Raw genomic sequence first — 20,013 nt, 5'->3', positions numbered from 1 at the left:
TTGTGGGTGGGGTGATGGGGCCAACAATTGGTAAGGCTTACCTTACCCATCCACTCTACGTAGGAACGCCGGATGTGTCCAGCTAAGATTTGTCAGCGGCCCCGGTGCCGCAGCACGTCTTGCCGACCGCGCTCGTCCACGTTGTTCAGGAGTCACCCATGCTTATGTCCGGGAACGGCGAACGGGTGGTCTTCGTGCTCGACGCGCCCGGTGATGAATCGTTGCACACCGGCGGCACCATCGCCCGGCTCCTGGATGACGGCGCCGACGTCACCGTGCTCTTCGGGTCGGCGACGCCGGATGACAGCGACGCATCCGTGCCGGCTCCGGCATCCGCCGGCGCAGCGGATGTGGCAGCCGCCCGGGTGGCACTCGGTGAGACCGACCCAGCCCAGTGGCGGGTCCTGGCCGGCGAGCCGCAGGGTGCGCAGCGCCGTGCGGTGCTGGTCGAAGCCTTCGCTCAAGCACACGCCACCGCCGTCGTGGCCGCCGCCGTTGACCCGGCCCTGCGCCAGGCAGCCGTCGACGCGGCCGGCGCGCAGGGTGTGCCGGTGTTCCTCAGCAGCAGGGTCTCGGCGGTTCCCGGCGTGCGGCTCACCGCGATCGACGTCAGTGACCACATTGACCAGAAACTGGCGGCCCTGGCCGCGTACCCTGGCCGATGGCGGCTGGACGGCCGGGTGGTGCGTCTTGACGACGGCACCGAGGCCCTCGTCACCGGCACCGAAACCTATGCCAGAGGCAGCGGCCCCGCCCAGCCGGCCGAGCTCGAGGCGCCGACGGTCGGATCCAGGCTGCTGGCCGTTCTGATGGCTCTCTGCGCCGGCGCGCTCTTCGGTGTTCTCGGCACCGTGGCGCACCAGACCACGATCGAACTGGGCTCCGTGACGATCCCTGTCGGCCTGACCCTGGCACTACTTGCCAGCGGCACCCTCCTGCTCGGGTTGCGCCTCGTTGTGCACGACAGGCTCGTGGTCCTCGCAGCGGCGATCGGTCTGGTCGCCACGGTGTTCCTGTTGTCGCTCCGCAGCACCGGCGGCTCGGTGCTGGTGCCCGCCGGGGTGCCCGGCACGGTCTGGTCGATGGCGCCCGCGCTGTTCGCCGCCCTCGTCATCGCGTGGCCCCGAATTCCCGCCCGTCGGCCGACGGCGTAGACTGATAACTCTGTTCGTGAAGGGAATCCTGCCACTGTGACGTATGTCATCGCCTTGCCCTGCGTGGACGTCAAGGATCGCGCCTGCGTCGACGAATGCCCCGTCGACTGCATCTACGAGGGTGAACGCTCCCTCTATATCCACCCCGACGAGTGTGTCGACTGTGGAGCCTGCGAACCGGTCTGCCCGGTCGAGGCCATCTACTACGAAGACGACCTGCCCGAACAGTGGGCGGACTATTACAAGGCCAACGTCGAGTTCTTCGACGACATCGGCTCGCCCGGCGGCGCCGCCAAGGTGGGCGTCATCGCCAAGGACCACCCGGTGATCTCGGTGCTCCCGCCCCAGGTTCAGCACTAAAGGTGCTCAAACCACTTCCCGAGTACCCGTGGGATGCGATGCTGCCGTTCGCGCAGCAGGCCAGGGCCCACGCCGACGGCATCGTCGATCTCTCGATCGGGTCCCCGGTCGACCCCACCCCGCCTGTCGTGCAGGCCGCCCTGGCCTCCGCGACGGATGCGCACGCCTACCCGCAGACCACCGGTACCCCGGCGCTGCAGCACGCCATCATCGACTGGTACGCCCGTCGCCGCGGTGTGACCGGGCTGGCGGGGGAGAACGTGCTGCCCACCATCGGCTCGAAGGAACTGGTGGCACTGCTGCCGTTCATGATCGGCATCGGCGAGGGCGACACCATCGTGCACCCGCGCGCCGCCTACCCCACCTACGCGATCGGCGCGGCCATGGCCGGGGCGGATGCGTTCCCCTCCGATGATCCCGCCGAGTGGCCGGAGACGACGCGGCTGATCTGGCTGAACAGCCCCGGCAACCCGGATGGGCGGGTGCTGCCCGTCGAGGTGCTCCGCGCCGCCGTGGCCCGCGCCCGCGAACTCGGTGCCGTGATCGTCAATGACGAGTGCTACGCCGAACTCGGCTGGGCAGCCCCGTGGGACGCGGAGCCGATCCCGAGCATCCTCGACCCCCGCGTCACCGACGGGGACCTGCGCAACATCGTGGCGATCTACTCGCTGAGCAAGCAGTCCAACATGGCCGGCTACCGGGGCGCCTTCGCCGCCGGCAGCAGCGATGTGCTCGGCCGTCTGCTCACCGTGCGCAAGCACGCCGGTCTGATGCTGCCCGCCCCGTTGCAGGCGGCCATGGTCGCCGCGTTGGGCGACGACGAGCACGTGAGGGTGCAGCGCGAGCGCTACCGTGCCCGCCGCGAGGTGCTGCTGCCGGCGCTGGTCGCCGCGGGATTCCGCATCGAGAACAGCGAGGCCGGCCTGTACCTCTGGGCGACCGCCGGTGTCGACGCCTGGGACTCGATCCGGCAGCTCGCCGAGCTCGGCATCCTGGCCGGTCCCGGCCCGTTCTACGGCGACTTCTATCCCCGGCACGTGCGGTTCTCACTCACCGCCGACGACGAGCGCATCAACGCCGCCGCCGACCGGCTGCGGGCTTTCGCCGCGGCCTGACCCGGCTCCATTGCCGGGGCTGGACACCGGCGGCGGCCTGCCTAGGCTGATGGCATGGTTGACACCGCGCATCCGGTCGACGACAGCGCTCCTCAGGACAGCTACGGCGTGAGCGTCGGGGCGCTGTACGCGCTCGTGTCCGAGCTTCCCGCGCATCCGCCCGTGACGCGGGGAAAGATCTTCAACGGCGACGGTGTGAAGGTGCAGGAGAAGGTCTTCGCGTTCATCGGCCGCAACGGCGACCTCGTCGCCAAGGTTCCGGAATCCCGGGTCCGCCAGCTGGTCTCCCAGCACACCGGCCGGCCCGTCGTGATGGGCCGGCGCACCATGCGCGAGTGGGTGCGGTTGCCGGCCGAGGCCGGGGTGGGCGCCTGGATCGAGGTGCTCGACGAGGCCTATCACTTCGGCCTGACCCGCCAGACCCGCTGAGTCGCGGGGTCGGGTCGGCGGGCGGCTGCGGACCGGAAAGCTCGGCGCGCCCCGTGCGAAATCGGCTGTGACCTAGGGCCAATGGACTCTGGTCGATCTTGGCGGATGCAACAGTATGCCCCTCGGCGGAATAGGCTGTAAGCGGGTTATCGTTGCCAAGCACCACGAGCGTGCTGCGGCGGACCACCACAGACCAACAGCCGCAAGGCTTTGAAATCCAGGGAGGCGCCGTGAGCGACGTCGCGCAGCGAACACCATCCAATGAGCCGCAGTTCATCGATCGGCCCGTACCGGGTCCGCAGATGGCCACTCTGACCTACCCGGGGGGCACGGCGCAGTTCCCGATCCTGGGTAGCACCGACGGCCCGTCCAGCATCGATATCGCGACGCTGACCAAGCAGACCGGCTACACCACGTTCGACTCCGGATTCGTGAACACGGCGGCGACGAAGTCAGCCATCACCTACATCGACGGCGAACACGGGATCCTGCGCTACCGCGGCTACCCGATCGAGCAGATCGCCCAGAACTCCAGCTTTCTCGAGACCGCGTGGCTGCTGATCTACGGCGAACTGCCCAGCGCAAGCGAACTGAGCGCGTTCGACACCCGCATCCGTCGGCACACCCTGCTGCACGAAGACCTGCGCCGCTTCTACGACGCCCTGCCGCACAACGCGCACCCGATGTCGGTGCTCTCGGCCGGCGTCTCCGCGCTGTCGACCTACTACCAGGATTCCCTGGACCCCAAGGATCCCGAACAGGTCGAACTGTCGATGATCCGGCTGCTCGCCAAGCTGCCCGTGATGGCCGCATACGCGCACAAGAAGAGCATCGGCCACGCGTTCCTGTACCCGGACAACTCGCTGAGCTTCGTGGACAACTTCATCAAGCTCAACTTCGGCACCCTCGCCGAGCCGTACGTGGTGAACCCCGTCGTGAGCAAGGCGCTCGAACGTCTGCTGATGCTGCACGAAGACCACGAGCAGAACGCGTCCACCTCGGCCGTGCGCCTGGTCGGTTCCACCGAGGCCAACCTGTTCGCGTCGGTCTCCGGCGGCATCAACGCTCTTTCCGGCCCGCTGCACGGCGGCGCCAACGAGGCCGTGCTGACCATGCTCCACGAGATCAAGGCCTCCGGCGAAGGCGTGCAGAAATACGTCGAGCGGGTCAAGAACAAGGAAGCCGGCGTGCGCCTGATGGGCTTCGGCCACCGGGTCTACAAGAACTACGACCCGCGCGCCAAGCTGGTCAAGGAGAGCGCCGACGCGGTACTCGAGGCCCTCGGCGTCAAGGACGATCTGCTCGACATCGCCAAGGAGCTCGAGTTCATCGCGCTGAACGACGACTACTTCAAGGAGCGCAAGCTCTACCCCAACGTCGACTTCTACACCGGCGTGATCTACAAGGCGATGGGCTTCCCGCCGCGCATGTTCACCGTGCTGTTCGCGATCGGCCGGCTGCCCGGCTGGATCGCGCACTGGCGCGAGATGAACCTGGACACGACCACCAAGATCGGCCGCCCGCAGCAGCTGTACACGGGTTCGGTCGCCCGCGACTACCCGCAGCGCTAGGCTCGCGAGCTCAGAGAAAAGCCCCAAGAATCTCGGATTCTTGGGGCTTTTCTCACCGGTGGCGGGTGATCAAGCGTGCAGGGCGGCGTTCAGCACGATGCCGGCCGTGCGGGGGAGCACCTCGACCGCGCCGGTGAGGGAGTTGCGGCGGAAGAGCAGGTTCGGCACACCGGAGAGGTCCTTGGCCTTGGCCGTGCGCGGGGCTCCGTCGGCCGTGCGCGCGGCATCCAGCAGCACCACCTTGGTGCCGGCGGTGACGTACAGGCCCGCCTCCACCACGGAGTCATCACCGATCGAGATGCCGATGCCCGAGTTGGCGCCGAGAAGCGCGCGCTCCCCGATGGTGACCCGCTGGGTCCCGCCGCCGGAGAGCGTGCCCATGATGGATGCGCCGCCGCCGATGTCGGCGCCGTCACCGACCACGACGCCCTGCGACACGCGGCCCTCGACCATCGAGACGCCCAGAGTGCCGGCGTTGAAATTCACGAAGCCCTCGTGCATGACGGTGGTGCCGGGGGACAGGTAGGCACCCAGGCGCACCCTGGAGGCGTCGGCGATGCGCACCCGCTCCGGGGAGACGTAGTTGAGCAGCGGCGGGAACTTGTCCAGGCCCGTGGCGGCGATGCCGTGGCGCAGGAGAGACGGCCGCAGACGATCGAAGTCGGCGGGCAGCACCGGGCCGGCGTTGGTCCAGACGACGTTGGGCAGGTGGCCGAAGATGCCGTCGAGGTTGAGCGTGTTCGGCTTGACCAGCAGGTGCGAGAGCAGGTGCAGACGGAGGTAGGCATCCGAGGTGCTCGCGGGGGGCGCCTGCAGGTCGATCTCGACGGTGACGGCCTCGAGACGCACGTTGCGGCGGGCGTCGGGGCCGGCGGCCTCTTCCAGCTCGGTGGGCACGATCCACCGGTCGCGGTCGGCGGGCAGCGCACCCAGCTTCGGCGCCGGGAACCAGGTGTCCAGCACGGTGCCGTCACCGGCGATCGTGGCCAGGCCATACCCCCAGGCGTGAGTGGCGGCGACTGTCTGTTCTGCGGGGGGAGGGGCGGTGACCATGGCTCTAGATTAGTAGCCGTAGATTGGTACAGTGCCTTCCGACCGAACGATAGACCCGTCCGTTCCCGCCCTCGACCTGACTGCCTCGTCGATCGAGCTGACCCGCGCCCTCTGCGATGTGGAGTCGGTGTCCGGCAACGAAACGCCGCTCGCCGACGCGATCGAGGCCGCCCTGGCCGGCTCCGCGCACCTGGAAGTGATCCGCGACGGTGACACCATCGTGGCCCGCACCAACCTGGGCCGTGCCCAGCGCGTGGTGATCGCCGGGCACATCGACACCGTGCCGCTCAACGACAACCTGCCCACCCGGTTCGAGACCGACGGCGACGTCGACTACCTCTGGGGGCGCGGAACCGTGGACATGAAGGCCGGCGTTGCCGTGCAGCTCAAACTCGCCGCCGAGCTCGCCGACACCAGCGTCGACGTGACCTGGATGTGGTACGACCACGAAGAGGTCAACGCCGACCTCAACGGGCTGGGCCGGCTGGCCGCCAACCGTCCCGACCTGTTCGAGGGCGACTTCGCGATCCTCGGCGAACCGAGCAACAGCCAGGTCGAGGGCGGCTGCAACGGCAACGTGCGCATCGAGGTGCGCACCTTCGGCAAGCGGGCGCACTCCGCCCGCGCCTGGGTTGGCGAGAACGCCATCCACAAGGCCGCCCCGATCCTGGACATCCTCGCCGGCTACACCCCGCGTGAGGTGGAGGTGGAGGGCCTGGTCTACCGGGAGGGCCTGAACGCCGTGGGGATCAGCGGCGGCATCGCCGGCAATGTCATCCCCGACGAGTGCATGGTGCACGTGAACTACCGGTTCGCGCCCAGCCGCACGGCCGCGGAGGCCGTGGCGCACCTGGAAGACCTCTTCGCCGGCTTCGACATCACCGTGGTCGACCTCGCCGAGGGCGCCCGCCCCGGCCTGGACGCGCCGCTCGCGCTCAAGTTCCTCGAGGCCGTCGGCGCGGAGCCGCGCCCCAAGTACGGCTGGACCGACGTCGCCAGGTTCTCCGCCCTGGGCATCCCGGCCGTCAACTACGGCCCCGGTGACCCGCTCAAGGCGCACGCCGATGACGAGCGGGTGGCGCTGACCCAGATCACCGACTGCGAGGACGCCCTGCGCGCCTGGCTGACCGCGCCCATCGGCTGACCATGACCCCGACCCGCTCGCCGGTCCGCCCGGTCCGCCGGGGTCTCCCCGGTGCCCTGCCGGCCCGGTGGCGGGCCCGGTACCGGCTGGTGCCCTGGTGGCTGAAGGTTGTCGCGATCTGGCTGGCCTCGAGGGTGGTGACGACCTCGCTGGTGCTGGTGCTGGCGAGTGTGCAGGGTCAGAACGCCTGGACGACGGCCAGGCCCGGCTATACGGCGTTCGCCACCATGTGGGACGGCCTCTGGTACAACATCGTCGGTGTCGGCGGTTACCCGGCGGTGCTGCCGGTCACCGCGGACGGTCACGTCGGCGAGAACGCCTGGGCGTTCATGCCGGGCTACCCGGCGGTGGTGCGGGTGCTGATGCTGGTCACCGGGGCCCCGTGGGCGCCGGTGGCGGTGTTTGTATCTGTGGTCTGCAGCCTCGGCACCGCGCTGTTGTTCTACCGGCTGATGCGGCGGGTGCAGACGCCGTCAACGGCGCTGTTCTCGGTGCTGCTGTTCTGCGTCGCCCCGCTCTCGCCGTTGCTGCAGTTCGGCTACGCCGAGTCGATGCACCTGCTGCTGCTCACCCTGGCCCTGCTGCTCCTGCTGGAGCGGCGTTACCTGGTGCTGGTGCCCGTGATCGCGGTGATGGCCCTGACCCGGCCCAGCGGGCTGGCGTTCGCCCTGTTCCTGGCCCTGCACGTCGGCTACCGCTGGTACAGCCGCGCCCGCGACCCGTTCCCGGTGCGCGAAGCGGTCACCGCCTCTTTCGTGGCCGTTTTCAGTGGGGTGATGGGCCTGGCCTGGCCGGGGATCGCCTGGCTGGTGACGGGGTCCGTCACCGCGTACACCGACACCGAACTGGCCTGGCGGTCGGCGTACATCGGCTACCAGGAGCTGGTGCCGTTTGCGGCCTGGTTCCAGAGCGGGGTGTGGTGGCTGGGGTCGCCTCTGGGCATCATCGCCGTTGTCGCACTGATCGTCGCCTTCACACTGGTGATGTTCTCGCCGGCGGTGAAGAGCCTGGGTGTGGACCTGCGGCTCTGGGTGGCCTCGTACGCGCTCTACCTGCTCGCGGTGTTCTTTCCGCAATCGAGTGTGTTCAGGCTGCTGATGCCGATGTTCCCGCTGCTCGGCGCGCTCGCCACGCCGCGAAACGCCGTGTACCGCGTTGTGGTCACACTGGCGTTGATCTGCGCCCAGTGGGGCTGGCTTTTGCTCTGTTGGGGCGTGGACGGAGCGGATTGGACCCCGCCCTAATTACTGTCTGACGGCCGAATGGTCGATAATAGGAGTACAGACTACGAATGGAAGGGGAGTTCATGGCGGCCATGAAGCCACGGACCGGAGACGGACCAATGGAGGCTGTAAAGGAGGGGCGCCTGATCATCGTGCGTGTACCGCTCGAAGGTGGGGGTCGGCTCGTCGTCTCTGTGAACGACGCAGAAGCCAAGGAGCTTCACGATGCGCTCGCGGGCGTAGTTGCCCCGGCCGTGTAGTAATTCTGTAAGACAGGTTTTCAGCTGATCGGCTGTGCGGTTCTCCGCACAGCCGATTGCTGTATCCGGAGCGAGGCTAGGCGCGCAGCTTCGTGATCTGGAGCAGGCCGTCGCCGACGGGGGAGAGCGCGCTGATCACGGCCTTGGACGAGGCGATCTCGTTGAGCAGGGTGCGGAAGCCGGTGGCGACGTCGTCGCGCTGTACAGGGTCGGCCACCCGGCCACGCCAGAGCGCGTGCGCCACCAGGACGGTGCCGCCCGGCCGGGCCAGGCGCAGGCCGTGCTCGACGTACTCGATGACCGACTGCGGGTCGGCATCCACGAACACGATGTCGTAGGAGTTCTCGTTCATGCGCGGCAGGACCTCGGCGGCGCGTCCGGTGATGAGGCGTACCCGGTTGGTGGGGATGCCGGCCTCGTGGAAATTGGCCTTGGCGTGCTGCAGGTGATCAACCTCGATGTCGATCGAGGTCAGGGTGGCACCGGGCGCACCGGTGAGCAGCCAGATGCCGGACACGCCGGCACCGGTGCCGACCTCGAGGATGCTGCGGGCTCCGGTCGCCGCGGCGATGACGGCCGACTGCGCGCCCACCGAGGGGGCGATGGCGTCGATGCCGAGCTCGAGGGACTGCTGCCGGGCTCGTGCCAGGGCGTCGCTCTCCACCACCGAGTCGTCGGCGAATTTCCAATTCAGATCTTTGTCAGACATTCCGCAACTCCAGTAGATGATTAGGTCAAGACTACGGCTGTGCGACCCGTGGTTCGGGGATGCCTCGCCGGGGGGATATTCTGAGGGCATGTTCGGTCTGACGTTCGAGAAACTCCTGCTCATCGGGATCATCGCCGTCTTCCTCCTCGGACCCGAGAAGTTGCCGCACTATGCGGCCCAACTCGGCCGGCTGGTGCGCCAGCTTCGCGACATGGCCAATGGCGCCAAGGACCGGATGAAAGACGAGATGGGTCCGGAATTCGACGACGTCGACTGGAAGAAACTCGACCCCAGGCAGTATGACCCGCGCCGGATCATCCGTGAAGCCCTCATCGAGGACGAGCCCGTGAAGGGCAAGTCCGCCGTGGTCGGCCGCACCGGCCCGAACCCCGACAGCGCCTACCTGCAGCGGAAGCGTGCCAGGGAAGGCGCCCTGACCGGACCCGCGCCGTTCGACTCCGAGGCTACCTAGCGCCGCCGAGTTGCCCTGCTGCGGACGAGGTGCCCCGGTGCGCCGGGGCACCTCGTCCGCACGGGAGCAACTCGCGAGTTGCATCGCGCGGTCGCCCCGGAAGGGGGGAGTCGTGGAGCGCTCTCCGGCGTGGACCAGGCGTAGCCTTGCCAGAGAGAGTGGGGCGGCACCGTGGTGCTGAAGACCCCGGGGGAAGGTCGCATCATGCGCAATACACGTAGCCGTCTCATCATGGTGGGAATCGTCGCGGGGGTCGCCGTGCTGTCGGTGGGTGCGACGGCCTACGCGGCCGGGCAGGATTCGCGGCCCACGACGAACGTGCTGGCAGCAGCATCGGCTCCGACCGCCAGGGTCACGCCATCGCCGACGCCGTCGACGGCTCCCGCGCCGGTAGCGACACCGACCGCCGCCGCGCCGGCGACGGGTGCCGGGGCGGACACCCCCGACGAGGTCGTCGTGGCGGACGAGACGACGAACACCGACGGCACCGCCGGCGACGAAGCGATCGGCGATGACGCATCCGGCAGCGGTGCCGAGGGCGACGGCAACGTCGTCGAGGTGCGCACGCCCAACCCCGATGCCATTCCCGATACCCCCGCTGAGTACGAGTACTTCTACGGATTGATCACCCAGTGCATGGCAGAGGCCGGTTACGACTGGCACGCCGTCAGGCACACCGTCGACGGTGAATTCGCGGGTGTCGACATGACCAGGCTCGGAGACGTCGAACCTGGACTGCAGGCCGGGTTCACCCTCGCCCTGGACGGCGACACCGGCGGCGGCGACTACTACCACTGGGCGGATGCCGGCTGCTGGGGCTATGCGGTGCACGTCACCGGCAACGACGGCAACAACTAACTGTCCTCTCGCGACCTGCCCCATTGTGGACGAGTTGCCCGGCTGTGCCGGGGCAACTCGTCCGCCGCGGGGCAACCCGCGTCGGCGGCGGGCGGCTAACGCCGCCTGGCCGTCTTGAGGGTGCGGGCCAGGAGGAGCATCGGGGTCACCATGCGGCCGAACTCCCGCCCGGTGACGGGCAGGGTGAGCGCGCCCGTGGCCCGGGAGATGGTGACCGGGTTCACGAAGCGCAGCAAGCCCTCCGGTCCGTTGCGACGGCCCAGACCGGAGTCCTTCACGCCGCCCATCGGGGCGTCGACGGCGGAGAACGACCCACGGTAGCCCTCGTTGACGTTCACACTGCCGGCCTCCAGCGCCTCGGCGACCCGCAGACCACGCCGGGCCGAGCCGCTGAGCACCGACGCGTTGAGCCCGTAGTCGCTGTCGTTGGCGGCGAGGATGGCCTCCTGCTCCGAGTCGACGACCGACACCGCCACCACCGGGCCGAACGTCTCGCCGGCGTGGCAGAGCATGCCGGGGGTGACCCCGGTGAGGATGGTCGGTTCGAAGAAATACGGGCCGAGGTCGGGCCGGGCCCGCCCGCCGGCCTGCACGGTGGCGCCGTGGGCGAGAGCGTCGGCGACGTGTTCGGTGACCCGCTCGAGCTGCGCCTGCGAGGTGAGCGACCCCACATCCGTGCTGTAGTCCAGCGCCGAACCGAGGATCAGGGCCCGGGTGACCGTGACGAACTCGCGTAGGAACTGATCGGACACCGCGCGCTGCACGTAGATGCGCTCGATCGACACGCACAGCTGACCCATCGAGGAGAAACAGGCGTAGGCGGCCTGGGCGGCGGCGCGGTGCGGGTCGACGTCGTCGAGCACGATCATCGGGTTCTTGCCGCCCAGTTCGAGCGACGCGCCGGTGAGGGTGCTCGCCGCCTGGGTGCCCACCCGCAGCCCGGTGGCGGTCGACCCGGTGAAGCAGACGTAGTCCGCGCCGGCCGTGACGGCCCCGCCGATCTCGGCGCCGTCGCCGGTCACCACGGCCCACAGGTCGGCGGGCACGCCCGCGTCGATGAACGCACGGCGCAGCAGCAGGATGCTCAGCGCCCCCTGGTTGTCGGCCTTCTGCACGACCCCGCAGCCGGCGGCCAGCGCGGGCACCACGTCCATCGCGGCCAGGCTCAGCGGAAAGTTCCACGGCGTGATGACCCCGGCGACGCCCTTGGGCCGGAAGCGCACCCTGGTGGTGACCAGGACCGGCAGGCCGGAGCGGCGCGTTTGCCCGCCCAACACCCGGCGGGCGGCCAGGGCGTTGTACCGGGTGACGCCGGCGGCCTGGAAGACCTCCTCGAACGCCTGCCCCCTGGTCTTGCCGGTCTCGGTCTGCAGGGTGTCCAGGAGCCTCTCCCGGCGGGCGAGCAGCAGGTCGTGGGCGCGCAGGAGCACCGCCCGGCGGTGGGCGAAACCGGCGCGGGCCCAACCGATCTGGGCGAGGCGGGCGCGAGCGTACGCATCCGCCACGTCGACGGTGCTGCTCACCGGCAGGGCGTGCAGCTCTGTGCCGATGAACGGGCCGATGACGCCCACGGTCTCACCCGTGGTCGAGCAGATGTCACGGGCCAGTTCGACGGTGAACGGGAGTGCCGGGGCGGTTGCGGTCAGCGTTGGCGCAGTCATGCTGGCCAGTTTAGACAGGCTTACCGACAACCGGCGGGGCGCGCTCAGCGCGGGCTGATGCCCAGGCTCAGCCCGGCCAGGCCGCGGCCCCTGGTGGCCAGCGTGGCGGCGATGGCCTGGATGGCCTCGGCGGCCGGGTCGGCGGGGTCACCGAGCACCACGGGCAGTCCCGTGTCGCCGCCGCTGCGGAGGGCCACGCTGAGCGGCACCTGGCCGAGCAGCGGCACCGGGCTGTCCTGGCCCGCCGAGAGCCGGGCGGCGACGTCGGCGCCGCCGCCGGCGCCGAAGATCTCCAGCAGGGTGCCGTCCGGCTGCATCAGCCCCGACATGTTCTCGATCACTCCGTAGATCTTCTGGCCGGTCTGCCTGGCGACGGCGCCGCTTCGTTCGGAGATGTCGGACGCGGCCGGTTGCGGCGTGGTGACCACGATGACCTCGGCGTGCGGCAGCAGCTGGCCCACCGAGATGGCGATGTCGCCGGTGCCCGGCGGCAGGTCGAGCAACAGGATGTCGAGATCACCGAAGTAGACCTCGGTGAGGAACTGGGTGATGGTGCGGTGCAGCATCGGTCCGCGCCAGGCGACGGCCACCGAGGTGTCGTCGACGAACATGCCGATCGAGATGACCTTCACGTCGAAGCCGATCGGCGGCAGGATCATGTCACCGACTTGGGTGGGTTTGACCATTCCGGGCTGACCGCCGGGGGTCGCCGGCGGGGTGACCAGGCCGAGCAGCCCGGGGATCGAGAAGCCGTAGACATCGGCGTCGACGATACCCACCCGCAGGCCCCGCGCGGCGAGGGCCACCGCGAGGTTGGCGGTGACGGTGGACTTGCCCACGCCGCCCTTGCCGCTGGTGATGGCGTAGATCCGGGTGAGCGAGTCGGGGGAGAACTGCAGGCTGCGCGCGCCCTGACCGCCGCGCAGCTTCTCGGTCATGGCGCGGCGCTGCTCCGGCGTCATCACCGAGACCAGCACCCGGGCCAGGCCCGCGCCGACGACCGATTCGGTGGCTTCGCGCACATCCGTTTCGATCCGGGTCGCCGCGGGGCAGCCGGCGATGGTGAGGCGGATGCTCACCGTCGCGCCGCCGTCGGCGTCGATCGTGACGCCGGAGACCATGTCGAGTTCGGTGATGGGTTTGCGGATCTCCGGGTCGATGACGCGGGTCAGAGCGCCGCGCACCAGGTCGGCGGGCTCAGTCAAACGGGTGTACCTCGTGCGGGGCGGTGCGCTCGGCGGTGCCCCGACTGTCGCGGGGACTGGCTTCCCGCTCCCGGCTTTCCAGCTCTCGGCTGTCCCGGTCCCTGGCGGCCTCGCGTTCGCGGCGTTCCTGTTCGTCGCGCTGGTCGAGGTTGTCGAGCAGGGCGCGCAGCTCGGCGCGCAGGAAGTCCTTCGAGGCGAGGTCCTTCATGCCCAAGCGCAGCGCCACAACCTCACGCGCGAGGTACTCGGTGTCGGCGAGGTTGCGTTCGGCGCGCTGACGGTCCTGTTCGAACTGCACCCGGTCACGGTCATCCTGCCGGTTCTGTGCGAGCAGGATCAGCGGTGCCGCGTAGGACGCCTGCAGAGACAGCACCAGGGTGAGCGCGATGAAGCCCAGTTCGATGGAGTCGAAACGGAGGCCCTCGGGGGAGAGGGTGTTCCAGCCGACCCAGAAGACCACGAGGGCGCTCAGCCCCAGCAGGAACCAGGGCGTGCCCATGCCGCGGGCGATCGCCTCGGTGAACCGGCCGAACCTGTCGTTGCTGCGCCCGTTGCGCTTACGACCGACGAGGTTGGTGGTGCGCAGGCCCTTGGGGGTGTCGAGGCGCAGTTCGCTCTTGTTAGCGCGTGCCATTGCCGTGCCTCCGTACTCCCGGCAGCGGGATGCTTCCTGTTACCAGCTGGGTTCTGGCCGTGGCACGTTTGCGTACCTCGTCGCCGTCGTCGTGACTTCGCCAGTCGTCCGGCAGCAGGTAGTCGAGCACGTCATCAATCGTCACCACCCCGACGAGTCGGTGGTTTTCGTCCACCACGGGAACGGAGACCAGGTCGTAGCTGGCGAGGATGCGGCTGACTTCCGCCGCCGAGGTATCCGCGGTGACCGGGTCCAGACCGAGGTCCAGCAGCGTGCCGAGGCGCTCGTGCGGCGGGTAGCGCAGCATCCGTTGGAAGTGCACCATGCCCAGGAACCGGCCGGTGGGCGGTTCGTAGGGCGGCAGGGTGACGCAGATCGCCGCACCGAGCGCCGGCGCGAGGTCGTGCCGGCGGATCAGGGCCAGCCCCTCGGCGACGGTGGCATCGGCCGAGACGATGATCGGCTCGGTGGTCATCAGGCCACCGGCGGTGTCCGGAGCGTAGGAGAGCAGGAACCTGACGTCGTCGGCTTCTTCGGGCTCCATCAGGTCGAGCAGGTGCTCGCCGCGCTCCTCTGGCAGCTGTGCGATGAGGTCGGCCGCGTCGTCCGGCTGCATGTGGTCGAGCACCTCGGCGGCGCGTGAGTCGCCGAGCCGGGTGAGGATGCCCACCTGCTCGCTTTCGGGCATCTCCTCGAGCACGTCCGCCAGGCGGCCGTCGGGCAGTTCCTCTGCCACCTCGAACATGCGTTGGCGCGGCAGGTCGAGCAGGGTGTTCGCCAGGTCGGCGGGCTTCATGTCCGAGTAGGTGGCGATGAGCTGCTCGGCGGACTGGGCCTCACCGGCCGTGACCTTCTCGTAGACCTCGGCCCAGTTGGCAAACGCCGTGGCCCCCTTGGTGAAGGGCGATGAACTGGTCTTGGGGCGGCGCACGAAGAGCTGGCTGATGGCCCAGTCGCCCTGGGCGGACTCCTCGATGGCCACGTCCTCGATGGAGGCTTCGCCCGAACCGTCGTTGAACGCGACCCGACGGCCGAGCATCTCGGCGATCACGCGCACCTCGCCGCCACGCTGCTCGAACCGGCGCACATTGATCAGCCCGGTGGTGATGATCTGGCCGCTGCCGATGCTGGTGACCCTGCCGATGGAGACGAACACCCGGCGCTTGCCGGGAATTTCGACGATCAGGCCGACCACGCGGGGCGGGTCGTCTTTTCGGTAGACCACGAGCACATCGCGAACCTTGCCCACACGGTCGCCCGCGGGGTCGAAGACGTTGCACCCGGCCAGGCGGGCGACGAAGACTCTGGTGTTTGCCACACCTATAACTTAGCTTGTGCAGGCTCCACAACCGCCGTGCCGGATGCGCGGAGCCGCACCTCCGGTACGGTGCGGGCCCGGGCGGGCGGCGCAACCGTTTGGCTGATCATCGAGCCATTCTCCCAACGGATGCACAGCCAGCTCATCGGGGATTCCCGGTGGGCGTGGAAGAATGGCTGCATGAGCAATCAGAGCCCCTTCGGCGGTCGTGCCGCCGCCGCGCTGTACCCCGTTCTGCCCAAGGGCGAGGTCGTGGCGACGTACGAGACCTACAACGAGGCCCAGCTGGCCGTGGACGTCCTCGCCAAGGCCGACTTCCCGGTGAAGCAGCTCTCGATCCTGGGCAACGACCTCAAGACCGTTGAGCGTGTCACCGGCAAGCTCACCTGGGGCCGGGTGGCGCTGGCCGGCGCGGCATCCGGGGCCTGGCTCGGGGTGTTCTTCGGCCTGCTGTTCTTCATCTTCTCCCCTGATGCGGCCGGCCTGCCGTTCGTGTTCGCCGCCGTGCTGATGGGTGCCGGTTTCGGCATGCTCTTCGGCCTGGTCAGCTATGCCGTCAACCGTCGGCGCAAAGACTTCACCTCGACAATGCAGGTGATCGCCGGCAACTACCAGGTGATCGTGAACGTGGAGCTGCTGAACAAGGCCCGCAACCTGCTCGCCGGTCAGGCCGAGCCCGCGCCGAACGCGGCCCCGCACCCGTCCGACCCGCCGCGCTCCGCACCCGAGCCGCCGGTCGCCCCGCCGACCGATCAGCCCACCGCGCCGCCCGCGTACGGCCAGCCGGCCCCGCCGGTGTCTGCGCCGCCAGCCGCCGGGCCCGCTGACCCGCAGCCGCCGGTCTCCGGCCCGATCGACCCCGCCCGCTAGGCGCGCCCGCTCAACCCGCGGACGCGCCCGCTCGGCGCAACTGTTGCCCGTGCGGACAAGTGCGCCCGGCGTACCGGGACCACTTGTCCGCATCGGCAACAGTCACGCCTTGACGGGCCGGGCGGCTAGGCCTGGAGGGCCGCCATCCAGGCCTCGACCGCGGCGGAGTCGCGGGGGATGCCGGCGGAGAGGTTCTCTGCGCCGGTCTCGGTGATCAGGATGTCGTCTTCGATCCGCACACCGATGCCCCGGTACTCGGCGGGCACGGTGAGGTCGTCCGGCTGGAAGTACAGGCCGGGCTCGATGGTGAAGACCATGCCGGCCTCGATCACGCCGTCCATGTACATGTCGCGACGGGCCTGCGCGCAGTCGTGCACGTCGAGGCCGAGGTGGTGGCTGGTGCCGTGCACCATGTAACGGCGGTGCTGGCCATTCTCCGGCTGCAGCGCCTCCTCGGCGGTGACGGGCAGCATGCCCCAGTCGGCGGTGTACCGGGCGATCACGGCCATCGCGGCCGCGTGCACCTCCCGGAAGATCGCGCCGGGACGGGCGACGAGGAACGCGGCATCGGCGGCCTCGCGGACGGCGTCGTACACCCGGCGTTGCACATCGGTGAAGGAACCGTCGATCGGCAGGGTGCGGGTGATGTCGGCGGTGTAGTAGCTGTCCACCTCGACACCGGCATCCAGCAGCATGACGTCGCCGGCCAGAACCGGGCCGTCGTTGCGGGTCCAGTGCAGGATGCAGGCGTGCGGCCCGGAGGCCGCGATGGTGTCGTAGCCGACGGTGTTGCCGTCGGCCCTGGCGCGGGTGTTGAAGACACCCTCGACCAGACGCTCACCACGCTGGTGCGTGCTGGAGCGGGGCAGGTCGCGGATGACGTCCTCAAAACCGCGGGCGGTGGCCGCCACGGCCAGGCGCATCTGGCCGATTTCGTAGGCGTCCTTCACGAGCCGTAGCTCGGACAGGTCGCGTGCGAGACCGGCATCCGCGTCGTGCTCGTGGTTGATCTCGATGCTGAACGGGGCGTCAGAGCCGTTGCCGGTGATCATCTTCTCGGCGGCGTTGCGCAGGCGTGCGTCGTCGACCTGGCCGGTGAGGAACGGGTCGGCCTCGCGCACGAGCAGGGTTTCGCTGTCGACGCGGCGGAGCACGTCGGCGAAACCGTCGATGCCGCGCACGGTGATGCCGAGGTCGCCGGCGACCTGGGCGATGGAGGGCCGCGGGCCGATCCAGAACTCGCCGATCTCGGAGTTGGCGTAGAACTCGTCGGAGTCGCGGCCGGCGCGCTCCCGGAAGTACACGGTGGTCTCATGGCCGGTGGCGGTCGGTTCGAACACGAGCACGGCGCCGGGCTCGGAGTCGCTGCCCCAACCGGTGAGATGCGCGAACGCTGAGTGGGCGCGGAACGGGTAGTCGGTGTCGTTGGCGCGCTGCTTGAGGCGCCCGGCGGGCACGATCAGGCGGTGTCCGCGGTACTGCTGGGAGATGCGCTCCCGCCGGGCGGCCGCGAAGGGGGCCTGCTCGCGGGCCGGCGGCACGGTTTCGGCGCGGTCGGCCCAGCCGCTGGAGATGTACTCCTTGAACCCCGCGGAGCCCGGCGTGGTCGAGCGGTTCTCGTTCGAGCGGGCGGCCGGAGCGGCCGGGGTGGGTGCGGGTGCGGTGTCGGTGGAGTCAGCCATTCCTCCATTGTCCCACTCGCCGGCTTGGAGCCCGCCGGTTGCCTATTCGGCGGCGGGGGACAGCGTGGCCACGACGGGACGGTGGTCGCTGCCGGCGGTGTCCTCGGTACCGATCACGCGCATCCGCTCGACCCGCCAGTCTGGCGTGGCCAGGACGTGGTCAATGGGGGCCCCGAGCAGGGCGGGCGCCCAGGCCGGCCAGGTGCCCACCCCGCCGGAACCGGTGGCTGCGGCGGCATCCCGGCAGTCGCCGAGAACGGCGCCGTCGGAGGTGGCCCGCCCGGCGAAGTGGTCGATCGTGGCGTTGAAGTCGCCGGCCATGATCACGCCGTCGCCGCCGGAGGACCCGCCGCTGCACTGCTCGGCCAACCAGTCCAGGTCGGATCTCCAGTTGGCCATTTCCCACCGGATCGGGGCGACGGCGTGCACGGCGATGATCGTCGGGCCGGCGCCGTCCACGGGCTCCGCGATGACGGTGGGAAGCACGTTGGTGTTGCCGGGCGGGCCGGAGCCCGCGGCCGAGGTGACCGTGTAGTCGCCGAGGTCCGGGCTGATCAGCAGGGTCGTCGACCGTGCCTTGGAGATGAGGTCGAAGGAGACGGTGTGCACCCACATCGGCCGGCCGGCGGCACGCATGGCCTCGGCGATGAGCACACCGGTTTCCTCGGTCGTCTCGGGGAGGGTGAGCACATCGGCCTCCTCGGCGAGGGCGAGGTCGGCGATGGCCGCGGCCCCGGGGGCGTCGCCGAGGGTGTTCCAGCTCAGCACCGTGACCGCCGCGTCGGCGGGCTCCGCCGCCACGGCCGCCGCCGCATCCGAGCCCAGACCGCGGTGCAGCAGGATGCCGGAATTGACGGCGCCGAAAATTACCAGGAGCACCATCAACAGAGCCGTGGTGGCGCGCAGCGGCCGCACAAGGAGCAGCAGAATCGCCAGCAGCGCCAGCAGGGCGATGGCCACCGCCACGGCGAGGCCGCGGAAGGACACGGCGTGCGCGATGACCCAGGAGTTCTGCAGCCCGGCGATCGCGGGCCAGGCCAGCACGGTGAGGAAGGCCAGGGTTGCGAGCACGACGATGGTGCGAATGAGCGTGGAGAGCATAGATGAGTCACTGTAGGCGACCAAGCTGTATTCCCGCGCCAACTAGCATGGGGGAATGGCAGTCGAACGGCGTTCCACGGGTCCGATCGACCTACATACCCACTCCAGCGTCTCCGACGGCACCGAGACGCCTTCGCAGCTCGTGCGCGCCGCCGCGGCCGCGGGCCTGGGCACCGTGGCGATCACCGACCACGACTCCACGGCGGGTTGGTCAGAGGCCTCGATCGCCGCCCGGACCGCGGGCATCACCCTGATCCCCGGGATGGAGTTCAGCACCCGCGTCGGCCACACCAGCATCCACCTGCTGGCCTATCTGTTCGACCCGTCCGATGCCGGGATCGTCGCCGAGACGGCGCACATCCGGAAGGCCCGGCTCACCCGTGCCGAGCAGATGGTGGCCCGCATCGGCGCCGACTACGAGCTGACCTGGGACGACGTTCTCGCCCAGACCACCACGGGCGGCACCGTGGGTCGTCCGCACATCGCCGACGCCCTGGTCGCCAATGGGCTCGCTCTCACCCGAAGTGAGGCGTTCGCCGGGATCCTGCACTGGGAGGCGGGCTACTTCCAGCCGCACTACGCCCCTGATCCGTTACGTGCGGTGGCCCTGGTGCGTGCGGCCGGGGGAGTCCCCGTGATCGCGCATCCGGCCACCCGTGGCGTCGCCGACGTGATGGCAGAGAGCCGGCTCGCCGCCCTGGTGGATGCCGGTCTGTTCGGTCTCGAGCTTCGGCACCGGGAGAACAAGCCGGAGGCCACCGCCCGGCTGACCATGCTCGCCGTGAAGTACGGCCTGGCCGTCACCGGCTCCAGCGATTACCACGGTGAGGGCAAGCCCAACCGGCTTGGCGAGAACACCACCAGTCCCGAGGTGCTCGAACGGCTCATCGCCGAGGGCCGCGGCTCGGAGCCGGTCTACCCCGACTGAGCTCGTCTGCTCCTCCGCGCCCGGCGTGCCAAAGCCCGCCTGGGCCGCCCACCGAAGCCGGCGATGTGGTGACTTGCCGGTTCGTGCCCCCTGGGCGCGCCTGAACGGGCCTCAAGTGGCAACTCACCGCCCTGCACCTGGCTGACTTGCCAGTTGGTGCCCCGTCAGCGACGGCAAAGTCAAGTGGTGGATGCAACGGGTCGGGTTTCTAGGCTGCGGTGAGCAGTTCGGCGAGGCGTTGGGTTGGGGTAGCCATGTTGAGCGTG

At 69.5% G+C, this 20,013-nt stretch carries 20 protein-coding genes; 12 read left to right on the top strand and 8 right to left on the bottom strand.

Annotation, left to right across the window (positions count from 1 at the left end; all coding sequences use genetic code 11):
- The first annotated feature begins 158 nt into the window (after positions 1-158).
- From RCH12_RS15735 to RCH12_RS15715, 5 genes are all read left to right on the top strand, one after another.
- Positions 159-1,154: a hypothetical protein gene (locus tag RCH12_RS15735; RefSeq protein ID WP_327017497.1), complete on the top strand. Its 996-nt coding sequence runs from the start codon at positions 159-161 to the stop codon at positions 1,152-1,154.
- Between the two features lie 36 nt (positions 1,155-1,190).
- Positions 1,191-1,514: a ferredoxin gene (fdxA, locus tag RCH12_RS15730; RefSeq protein WP_066594116.1), complete on the top strand. Its 324-nt coding sequence runs from the start codon at positions 1,191-1,193 to the stop codon at positions 1,512-1,514.
- A gap of 2 nt (positions 1,515-1,516) precedes the next feature.
- Complete coding sequence (gene dapC / locus RCH12_RS15725; RefSeq protein WP_103432513.1) at positions 1,517-2,629, top strand: succinyldiaminopimelate transaminase; 1,113 nt, start codon at positions 1,517-1,519, stop codon at positions 2,627-2,629.
- Between the two features lie 54 nt (positions 2,630-2,683).
- Entirely contained in the window at positions 2,684-3,058 is a 375-nt protein-coding gene (locus RCH12_RS15720; protein WP_327017496.1) for a hypothetical protein, read from the top strand.
- 302 nt (positions 3,059-3,360) lie between these two features.
- The gene (locus RCH12_RS15715; protein ID WP_103432511.1) at positions 3,361-4,629 is read left to right on the top strand and encodes a citrate synthase; all 1,269 of its coding nucleotides are present in this window, start codon (positions 3,361-3,363) and stop codon (positions 4,627-4,629) included.
- Between the two features lie 69 nt (positions 4,630-4,698).
- On the opposite strand, the gene dapD is transcribed toward RCH12_RS15715, so the two are convergent.
- Entirely contained in the window at positions 4,699-5,682 is a 984-nt protein-coding gene (gene dapD, locus RCH12_RS15710; RefSeq protein ID WP_327017495.1) for a 2,3,4,5-tetrahydropyridine-2,6-dicarboxylate N-succinyltransferase, read from the bottom strand.
- A gap of 31 nt (positions 5,683-5,713) precedes the next feature.
- Here dapD and dapE point away from each other — a divergent pair, with 31 nt between their 5' ends.
- The 3 genes from dapE to RCH12_RS15695 all read left to right on the top strand — a co-directional run bounded on the left by dapE (position 5,714) and on the right by RCH12_RS15695 (position 8,309).
- Positions 5,714-6,826 carry a succinyl-diaminopimelate desuccinylase gene (dapE, locus tag RCH12_RS15705; RefSeq protein ID WP_327017494.1) on the top strand — a complete coding sequence of 371 codons (1,113 nt, stop codon included), beginning with the start codon at positions 5,714-5,716 and terminating at the stop codon, positions 6,824-6,826.
- Positions 6,827-6,828: 2 nt separating this feature from the next.
- Complete coding sequence (locus tag RCH12_RS15700) at positions 6,829-8,070, top strand: hypothetical protein (protein WP_327017493.1); 1,242 nt, start codon at positions 6,829-6,831, stop codon at positions 8,068-8,070.
- A 62-nt stretch (positions 8,071-8,132) separates the two neighbouring features.
- The gene (locus tag RCH12_RS15695; RefSeq protein ID WP_088457918.1) at positions 8,133-8,309 is read left to right on the top strand and encodes a DUF3117 domain-containing protein; all 177 of its coding nucleotides are present in this window, start codon (positions 8,133-8,135) and stop codon (positions 8,307-8,309) included.
- A gap of 76 nt (positions 8,310-8,385) precedes the next feature.
- Here the strand turns inward: RCH12_RS15695 and RCH12_RS15690 are convergent, their stop codons facing one another.
- Positions 8,386-9,018 carry an O-methyltransferase gene (locus tag RCH12_RS15690; RefSeq protein ID WP_088455626.1) on the bottom strand — a complete coding sequence of 211 codons (633 nt, stop codon included), beginning with the start codon at positions 9,016-9,018 and terminating at the stop codon, positions 8,386-8,388.
- A gap of 88 nt (positions 9,019-9,106) precedes the next feature.
- Here RCH12_RS15690 and RCH12_RS15685 point away from each other — a divergent pair, with 88 nt between their 5' ends.
- Together RCH12_RS15685 and RCH12_RS15680 are read left to right on the top strand one after the other, a co-directional pair.
- Complete coding sequence (locus tag RCH12_RS15685) at positions 9,107-9,490, top strand: twin-arginine translocase TatA/TatE family subunit (RefSeq protein WP_103432508.1); 384 nt, start codon at positions 9,107-9,109, stop codon at positions 9,488-9,490.
- A gap of 204 nt (positions 9,491-9,694) precedes the next feature.
- Complete coding sequence (locus tag RCH12_RS15680) at positions 9,695-10,348, top strand: hypothetical protein (RefSeq protein WP_327017492.1); 654 nt, start codon at positions 9,695-9,697, stop codon at positions 10,346-10,348.
- Positions 10,349-10,443: 95 nt separating this feature from the next.
- Here the strand turns inward: RCH12_RS15680 and RCH12_RS15675 are convergent, their stop codons facing one another.
- The 4 genes from RCH12_RS15675 to RCH12_RS15660 are packed head-to-tail and all read right to left on the bottom strand — an operon-like array spanning position 10,444 to position 15,166.
- Positions 10,444-12,009: a succinic semialdehyde dehydrogenase gene (locus RCH12_RS15675; RefSeq protein WP_327017491.1), complete on the bottom strand. Its 1,566-nt coding sequence runs from the start codon at positions 12,007-12,009 to the stop codon at positions 10,444-10,446.
- Between the two features lie 44 nt (positions 12,010-12,053).
- A complete protein-coding gene (locus RCH12_RS15670) occupies positions 12,054-13,214 on the bottom strand; it encodes a P-loop NTPase (RefSeq protein ID WP_103432506.1) in 1,161 nt (386 codons plus the stop codon).
- Complete coding sequence (locus tag RCH12_RS15665) at positions 13,207-13,848, bottom strand: DUF1003 domain-containing protein (RefSeq protein WP_103432505.1); 642 nt, start codon at positions 13,846-13,848, stop codon at positions 13,207-13,209. Before RCH12_RS15665 ends, RCH12_RS15670 begins: the two co-directional genes overlap by 8 nt.
- Positions 13,835-15,166 carry a magnesium transporter MgtE N-terminal domain-containing protein gene (locus RCH12_RS15660; RefSeq protein ID WP_088455632.1) on the bottom strand — a complete coding sequence of 444 codons (1,332 nt, stop codon included), beginning with the start codon at positions 15,164-15,166 and terminating at the stop codon, positions 13,835-13,837. Before RCH12_RS15660 ends, RCH12_RS15665 begins: the two co-directional genes overlap by 14 nt.
- A gap of 180 nt (positions 15,167-15,346) precedes the next feature.
- On the opposite strand from RCH12_RS15660, the gene RCH12_RS15655 reads away from it, so the two are divergent.
- Positions 15,347-16,036: a general stress protein gene (locus tag RCH12_RS15655; protein ID WP_327017490.1), complete on the top strand. Its 690-nt coding sequence runs from the start codon at positions 15,347-15,349 to the stop codon at positions 16,034-16,036.
- 125 nt (positions 16,037-16,161) lie between these two features.
- Here the strand turns inward: RCH12_RS15655 and RCH12_RS15650 are convergent, their stop codons facing one another.
- Positions 16,162-17,718: an aminopeptidase P family protein gene (locus RCH12_RS15650; RefSeq protein ID WP_327017489.1), complete on the bottom strand. Its 1,557-nt coding sequence runs from the start codon at positions 17,716-17,718 to the stop codon at positions 16,162-16,164.
- 42 nt (positions 17,719-17,760) lie between these two features.
- Positions 17,761-18,819: an endonuclease/exonuclease/phosphatase family protein gene (locus RCH12_RS15645; RefSeq protein ID WP_327017488.1), complete on the bottom strand. Its 1,059-nt coding sequence runs from the start codon at positions 18,817-18,819 to the stop codon at positions 17,761-17,763.
- A 55-nt stretch (positions 18,820-18,874) separates the two neighbouring features.
- On the opposite strand from RCH12_RS15645, the gene RCH12_RS15640 reads away from it, so the two are divergent.
- Positions 18,875-19,747, top strand: coding sequence for a PHP domain-containing protein (locus tag RCH12_RS15640; RefSeq protein WP_327017487.1), 873 nt, complete (start codon positions 18,875-18,877; stop codon positions 19,745-19,747).
- The last annotated feature ends 266 nt before the right edge of the window (positions 19,748-20,013 follow it).

The organism is Cryobacterium sp. MP_3.1, from assembly GCF_035984795.1.
Classification (GTDB): Bacteria; Actinomycetota; Actinomycetes; order Actinomycetales; family Microbacteriaceae; genus Cryobacterium; species Cryobacterium zongtaii.
The sequence above is the reverse complement of the archived record's forward strand: the minus strand, read 5'-3'. Positions and strand labels throughout refer to the sequence as shown.

Bases quoted from the DNA above. Each gene is read 5' to 3' on its own strand.
- RCH12_RS15735 (WP_327017497.1), top strand. From the start codon at position 159: ATGCTTATGTCCGGGAACGGCGAACGGGTGGTCTTCGTGCTCGACGCG.
- RCH12_RS15720 (WP_327017496.1), top strand. From the start codon at position 2,684: ATGGTTGACACCGCGCATCCGGTCGACGACAGCGCTCCTCAGGACAGC.
- RCH12_RS15715 (WP_103432511.1), top strand. From the start codon at position 3,361: ATGGCCACTCTGACCTACCCGGGGGGCACGGCGCAGTTCCCGATCCTG.
- dapD (WP_327017495.1), bottom strand. From the start codon at position 5,682: ATGGTCACCGCCCCTCCCCCCGCAGAACAGACAGTCGCCGCCACTCAC.
- RCH12_RS15700 (WP_327017493.1), top strand. From the start codon at position 6,829: ATGACCCCGACCCGCTCGCCGGTCCGCCCGGTCCGCCGGGGTCTCCCC.
- RCH12_RS15695 (WP_088457918.1), top strand. From the start codon at position 8,133: ATGGCGGCCATGAAGCCACGGACCGGAGACGGACCAATGGAGGCTGTA.
- RCH12_RS15690 (WP_088455626.1), bottom strand. From the start codon at position 9,018: ATGTCTGACAAAGATCTGAATTGGAAATTCGCCGACGACTCGGTGGTG.
- RCH12_RS15685 (WP_103432508.1), top strand. From the start codon at position 9,107: ATGTTCGGTCTGACGTTCGAGAAACTCCTGCTCATCGGGATCATCGCC.
- RCH12_RS15680 (WP_327017492.1), top strand. From the start codon at position 9,695: ATGCGCAATACACGTAGCCGTCTCATCATGGTGGGAATCGTCGCGGGG.
- RCH12_RS15675 (WP_327017491.1), bottom strand. From the start codon at position 12,009: ATGACTGCGCCAACGCTGACCGCAACCGCCCCGGCACTCCCGTTCACC.
- RCH12_RS15665 (WP_103432505.1), bottom strand. From the start codon at position 13,848: ATGGCACGCGCTAACAAGAGCGAACTGCGCCTCGACACCCCCAAGGGC.
- RCH12_RS15655 (WP_327017490.1), top strand. From the start codon at position 15,347: ATGAGCAATCAGAGCCCCTTCGGCGGTCGTGCCGCCGCCGCGCTGTAC.
- RCH12_RS15650 (WP_327017489.1), bottom strand. From the start codon at position 17,718: ATGGCTGACTCCACCGACACCGCACCCGCACCCACCCCGGCCGCTCCG.
- RCH12_RS15645 (WP_327017488.1), bottom strand. From the start codon at position 18,819: ATGCTCTCCACGCTCATTCGCACCATCGTCGTGCTCGCAACCCTGGCC.
- RCH12_RS15640 (WP_327017487.1), top strand. From the start codon at position 18,875: ATGGCAGTCGAACGGCGTTCCACGGGTCCGATCGACCTACATACCCAC.